Origin of the sequence: Pseudomonas sp. (assembly GCF_026224925.1) — a bacterium.
In the GTDB taxonomy this organism is placed as follows: domain Bacteria; phylum Pseudomonadota; class Gammaproteobacteria; order Pseudomonadales; family Pseudomonadaceae; genus Aquipseudomonas.
Genome location: NZ_JAMFRV010000083.1, coordinates 1 through 5,565 on the forward strand (window position 1 = coordinate 1; position 5,565 = coordinate 5,565).

A 5,565-nucleotide genomic window follows, 5' to 3' on the forward strand; every position below is an offset into this window, starting at 1 on the left:
AGGCGTAGACCAGATTGAAAATGCAGTCCTCAAATGGCAGAGATTCCGCGACAGCTTCCGAAAGGCGGGGAGCGGGAACCAGCCGCTCCATATGGCTGTTGGTACAGTGATCGAGCGACACCGTCCACGAATCGCAAGCTGAAATGCCTTCCGGGTCTACGAAGTAGGGAAGCAACCGCAAAAGCCTGCCGTAGCCGCAGCCGAAGTCGAGAACTCTCGCATCCCTGATCGGCGCTTTTTCGATGCTCGTGTAATTGGCGGCTAAAAAACTCACATTGCCGATGCTCAGCCTCAGCAATTCAACCGTGAACCTCCAGTCCATTCTAATTGAATCTTGGATGACATTTCTGGAAGGATGGATGAAAAGTGCGGAAACCGCGCGTCGGACATCCCAAGCAAGAGTTGGCCGTATTCATCGAGACTCAGCGTTCCAAATTTTTGGAAGCTATCGTTGAACGAAAGCAAACTTTCGTCGACTTTCTTGATGTATTGAACGGCATAACCATGCACGGTCCCTCTCTTTCCAAGTCCACATCTTTAAGTGTTGGACGCTCTACAGAATCTAGATTTTGTGGACAAAAGCCGGTAGCCACTGTTGGATAGCAGCGATAGTCACGAAGCCGAGGAAGGCAGTAGCGGTCTTGTCGTAGCGGGTAGCGACGCGTCGCCAGTTCTTTAGCTTGTTGAACATGCGCTCGATGCGACTGCGGCTTTTGTATTTGTCGGTGTCGTAGAGAATCGTGGTCTTGCGGTTGGATTTGGGCGGGATGACCGCCTCGAGGCCATTGAAGTTCAGCTCCTCGCGGATCGCATCACCATCGTAGCCCTTATCGGCGATCATCGCCCGGATGCGCTCGCCGATCATGCGTAAAAGCGGCAGGATGCCTTGATTGTCGTGCGTTTGTCCGGGCGCCAGGACGACGCCAACCGGGCGTCCGTTGCCATCGCATCGGGCGTGGATCTTGGTCGAGAAGCCGCCGCGCGAGCGGCCGAGCCCCTCTTGATCTTGAGTCCCTTTTTTAGGCCGACGGCACAATGATGTGCTCGGATCACGGTGCTGTCGACCATGTGCGCCTGCCGGCCCTGCCAGCCAACTCGGCCAGCGTTTCCAACATGGCGTCGAAGATGCCGCTCTTGATCCTTCGTCGGTATCGGCGGAACACGCTGTTCCACTTGCCGTAGTGGTCCGGTAGATAACGCCATTGCGACCCCGTCCGTGCGACCCAAAGCATCCCTTCGAAATAGCGCCGATTGTCCTACGCCGGTCGCGACCAGCGCCCGCGCTCCGGCGGCAATAATGGCCCGATAATCAACCATTCCTCGTCCGAAACCCCGATCCGCCCGTTCAACGATTCACCTCATTCTAAGATGAATCCTTGAATCAAAAACCGATTCAGACGTCAATCCTTTGTCCACGAAACCTAGTACCGGCAAAACGGAATTCAGGGCCCGCCGTCAGAACAAGGATTCAGCCACAAGCTATCCGGTCAGATGTCGCTCAATTCCGGATCAACCACGGGGGGATCAATCATACAATCCCTAAGAGCGCGCATTTCAGTTTCGCCTACAAGCCAGTGACGAGACCAAGTCACGCCCCTGCGTAAAATCTTCGCAGGCACTCCTCCTACCGCGACCTTTGATGGCACATTTTTCGTTACCACCGATCGCACGCCAACTATTGAACCCGCTCCGATGGACAGACTCTTTATGATAGTGGCACCCTGACCTATCCAGCAATGCTTATCAATAAGTATGTCACCAGGAGTGTTGATTTGGGTTAAAGTTTCGATATCGAAGATCGCATGTGAATCGAAATTTCTGACGTATATATCCCAAGAAAACATACAGTCATCACCAATTAGCGCTCTCTTTGTGTTTCCATTGAGAAGCCGCGCGCTGTTCACGGAAGTCACATCTTTACAAAACACAATCGCGGAATTTGAAGCTGATAGGGTTACAGAAATCGAATTTTGACCCTGAAATCCAAATCCTGACGCCGAAAATAGATTATTTTGACCATCAAGTGTTATGGTACCGTTTACACGGTGTCCAGAACCCAAATACACCGATGAATTCGTTTTACCGCAAAAATTTATCCGCAGCTTGCAATTACCCAGTTTTGAGTGGAGGACGACTTTGTTTCCCTCGACCATCTTTCCAACAATCTGAATGCCGCGAGCTTCAAGAGATTCTGAACTCTCTGTGAAGACTTCGAAATTTTCCCAATCTGCAAGAGCAAATCCCGGAGAACCCAAGCGGCTATTAGTCAGAGCAACATGGTGAAGTATTTCAGCGTTCGGATCCACTATTGATTGACCTGCGCTTTGGGAATAACCTGGAAACCATTTGATTGGTCAGCATTATATATGCTGGCGGCAAAAAATGAAGCCTATCTTGCCTATAAAGCAAGAAAGATCCATCTGGATTGAGATCTTGATCCTCACTCACTACGTCAACGTGCTTCGACGATATGATCACCTGGTTGGCGGCGCGCCGATCATCATCTTTGGAGGATAATATGTCGCCTCGCGGAGGGATGGCAAGATAGGCAATTTGCGCATCGGGCCAAATTTCATGAACACGTCGAAAGACGGATTTAATACCTTCTATCATAGCGCAGACGGTATTACTTCCTAGATTATTAGTTCCAATCACAAGCAGGATATTTTTCGTCTTTATGGATTTCCATTTAGGCGAGGCTAGCCGCCAAAGTACATTCTGTGTTTGGTCTGCCGCCACTCCGAGATTGACGGTACTTAGTGGTCGCCAATAGTTATTTTCCCACATTTGAGCTAAAGAATCGCCAATAATTATGAGATCAACCTTCTCGTCACTAATGTTAGAAAGTTGCTTTTCATAAAGTGCCCACGCACCGGCATACGTTGGTGGAGCGGGAGTAGTCGCCACGAGTACATCTAGGGGGTCGCAGGATTGCCCTCGTGCGCGGCTTGCGAGTGAGCACAAAATTACGATGATGCATAAGATATGTGATTTAACTCTCATTCAACATAGCTCATCAGTAATGGGCGCCGATGATTCTCAGGTCTCGTAGCATGCCAGCATAGCCGCTAAGAGTTCTTCCACGCGAAATATCCGTCAATGGTGACTTCCAAAAGAGCTCGGTGATACTTATGCCTCGATTTTCCGATAGGCCAATGTTATTATGCCCTTTCATCTTATATCGGAAATCAAAAAATGATTTGGTTTGACGAGCTTACAGGTTTTCTAAAGCTCGCGAGGAGCATTGAGTCCTATAATTTTGATCTTGAGCAGAAGCTCGCCAGGATTCCTGCGGTAGCCGGCTTCTGCGATAGGTGTCAAGCTGTTAAAATCCTAAAAAATACTGTGGAATCTGGTAACTGGATAAACGCACGCGGAGAGTTTTCGTGTGAACATTGCGGTTTTAGTGCTCGGCATAGGCTTTTTTGGAGAGCCGTCAGCGAAGCTGTCAGCGAGATGCCGGCACTGAAACGTGGCATGATTTTCGAGGGTGTAACATCATTCGGGCGTGCAATAGAAAAGGACCATCCCTGGTTAGAACGATGTGAATACGTAGCGGGAGCGGAGCCTGGAACCTATCACACGATCCGGGGAACGAGGGTCATGCATCAGAATATGCTTTCTCTTGCATTTCCTGATTCAGACATGGATATTCTTTTACATCAAGATGTCCTTGAGCACGTTCACGATGCCGATATTGCGCTTCGCGAATTGCATAGAGTTCTACGACCCGAAGGGATCACCTTATTTAGCGTCCCTTTTTTTCACAATCTGGAGCTCAGTCAAAGACGCGCCCGTTTGGTAAATGGCTCAATCGAGCATCTTTTGCCGCCAGCCTATCACGGCGATCCGCTTTCACCAGAAGGCATACTGGTGGTCGAAAGTTTCGGGCAAGATTTTTTAAATCGTTGCGCTGCCGCAGGCTTTTCCAGGTGCCAACTCGGTCTGGACTATGACATTGCCCGCGGATTTCTCAGCGATGGAAATCCATACGAAAACTGGCGAATGCTACCGATGTTATTCCGCCTAACAAAATGAGAATTAATTAGAGCGATTATGCGCGGGTACATCCTGTGGGCTCAACATCCGCTCTAGGTGCCCTTGAATCCACGCTACCTCGGGTGCCAACTCGGCAGCGTTGCGGGCCTCCTCAATTGCCTCTTCCTGGCGACCTTGCTTGGTGAGCACCGCGCTCAACTGCTGATGAGCGGGTGCAAATTTTGGGTCCAGGCTGATCGTCCGCTTTAGCAGTTCTTTAGCTTCTTCCAGCACATTCTGATTTTGCAGCATCGCGCCAAGAAAATACACGAAGCGCGCGTCATCTGGAGCGCGTTTTACAGCCTCGCGCGCCGGCGCGATCGCCTCGGCCGCGCGACCAAGTCCGTGCAGGATGGTGCCAAGCTCCCAGTATAGTTCGGCGGCGTCCGACAGGGTCAGTGCTTCACGCACAACCGCCTCCGCGGCGGCACCGCGTTTGGCTTCGTTCAACAGCCAGCCCTGCCGCATCAGCACGTAATCGCGCGCGGATGACGGCGCTGATTTGTAAACGGCCTGCATACGCTCAAGCGCCTCATCCGTCTTTCCCGACCGCAGAAGGCCAAAGGCTCCATCGATCTGACCCGGCAGGCTCTCCACCGCCTTGCAAAGCGTATCGATCTGCCGGAGCAGCTCGCTGTGTCGCTTTACGCCAACGAAGTACAGATCGTTCGATGTACTGTTGTGAAAGAAGCGAAATTCGGAAAACAGGACAGGCAAGTCGAGAAACGCAAAGTCTGCTTCCGATAGGTTTCGATAATAGTCATAACCTTGCGCAACCGTTCCGGGCGAACTTGCCGGTTCGGCTCGTCGGGTCCCATGCTCCGGACGTCCCTCCGCGGCGCAGCTGAAGATCACCAAGCCGCCCTCGCGGACATGCCGGACCATATTCAGGAATGTTGCGGTGTAGAACGGGTCATGCTCGAAGCACTCGGTCGAGATTGCGACATCGAAACGCTCTTCCGAGCGAAATTCGTGACCGGTGCTGATCACATCGACCCCCGGACCGGTAATGAGATCGACACCGACATAGCGGGTCGCCTCGAACTGTGGGCGAACCGAGCCATTTACGTCATATGATCCGATTTCGAGCACCGAGACGGCCTTGAAGAAATTCGGGAAAAGACATTTCACCGATTGAATGAAGTTATTCTGTTCCCAGTGCATACGGCCTCGACCCGTTTTTCGAAGATTCGTAGGAGCAACAGCCTCGCCTGGCGGTTTGATCCGGTCCAGAGAATAGCCATTTTTATGGTCGAAATTGATCCCATTTCGTATGTCGGCGATCTGGCGACCGTCAACCTCCCGAAACCCCCAGGGCGCCTTTTCGGGGAAAGAAAAGGAGGGACGGAAAAACACCGACTGGTGATAGACCGGCACGCCGACCGGAGTCACGTGCATCACCAGACTGAATCGCGTACGATCTTTATCCCGGATGGGACTGCCGCCATGCGGCAGTTGCGGGTGCCAGATCACCGTATCACCGGCCGAAACGTGGAGCTTCTTGGTCTGCAGTCCCTTCGCGACACC

The 5,565-nt window shown here is 51.8% G+C and carries 6 protein-coding genes and 1 pseudogene; 1 reads left to right on the top strand and 6 read right to left on the bottom strand.

Features of this window, described 5'->3' with window-relative positions; all coding sequences use genetic code 11:
- The 5 genes and pseudogenes from M0974_RS03710 to M0974_RS03725 all read right to left on the bottom strand — a co-directional run.
- On the bottom strand, positions 1–322 hold a 322-nt coding region (locus M0974_RS03710; RefSeq protein ID WP_297832987.1), incomplete at its 3' end, for a class I SAM-dependent methyltransferase.
- Positions 323–562: 240 nt separating this feature from the next.
- Positions 563–1,036, bottom strand: a complete 474-nt coding sequence (locus tag M0974_RS03715; RefSeq protein WP_297832989.1) for an IS5 family transposase — start codon at positions 1,034–1,036, stop codon at positions 563–565.
- Between the two features lie 13 nt (positions 1,037–1,049).
- A pseudogene (locus tag M0974_RS33295) lies at positions 1,050–1,244 on the bottom strand (transposase); the annotation flags it as partial.
- A 243-nt stretch (positions 1,245–1,487) separates the two neighbouring features.
- Positions 1,488–2,306 carry an acyltransferase gene (locus M0974_RS03720; RefSeq protein WP_297832991.1) on the bottom strand — a complete coding sequence of 273 codons (819 nt, stop codon included), beginning with the start codon at positions 2,304–2,306 and terminating at the stop codon, positions 1,488–1,490.
- Positions 2,290–2,907 carry a hypothetical protein gene (locus tag M0974_RS03725; protein WP_297832993.1) on the bottom strand — a complete coding sequence of 206 codons (618 nt, stop codon included), beginning with the start codon at positions 2,905–2,907 and terminating at the stop codon, positions 2,290–2,292. The genes M0974_RS03720 and M0974_RS03725 overlap by 17 nt, the downstream gene beginning before the upstream one ends.
- A 288-nt stretch (positions 2,908–3,195) precedes the next feature.
- Here M0974_RS03725 and M0974_RS03730 point away from each other — a divergent pair, with 288 nt between their 5' ends.
- Entirely contained in the window at positions 3,196–4,038 is an 843-nt protein-coding gene (locus tag M0974_RS03730) for a methyltransferase domain-containing protein (RefSeq protein WP_297832996.1), read from the top strand.
- Between the two features lie 3 nt (positions 4,039–4,041).
- On the opposite strand, the gene M0974_RS03735 is transcribed toward M0974_RS03730, so the two are convergent.
- Positions 4,042–5,565 (bottom strand): tetratricopeptide repeat protein (locus M0974_RS03735; protein ID WP_297832998.1); only part of this gene is annotated, 1,524 nt, incomplete at its 5' end.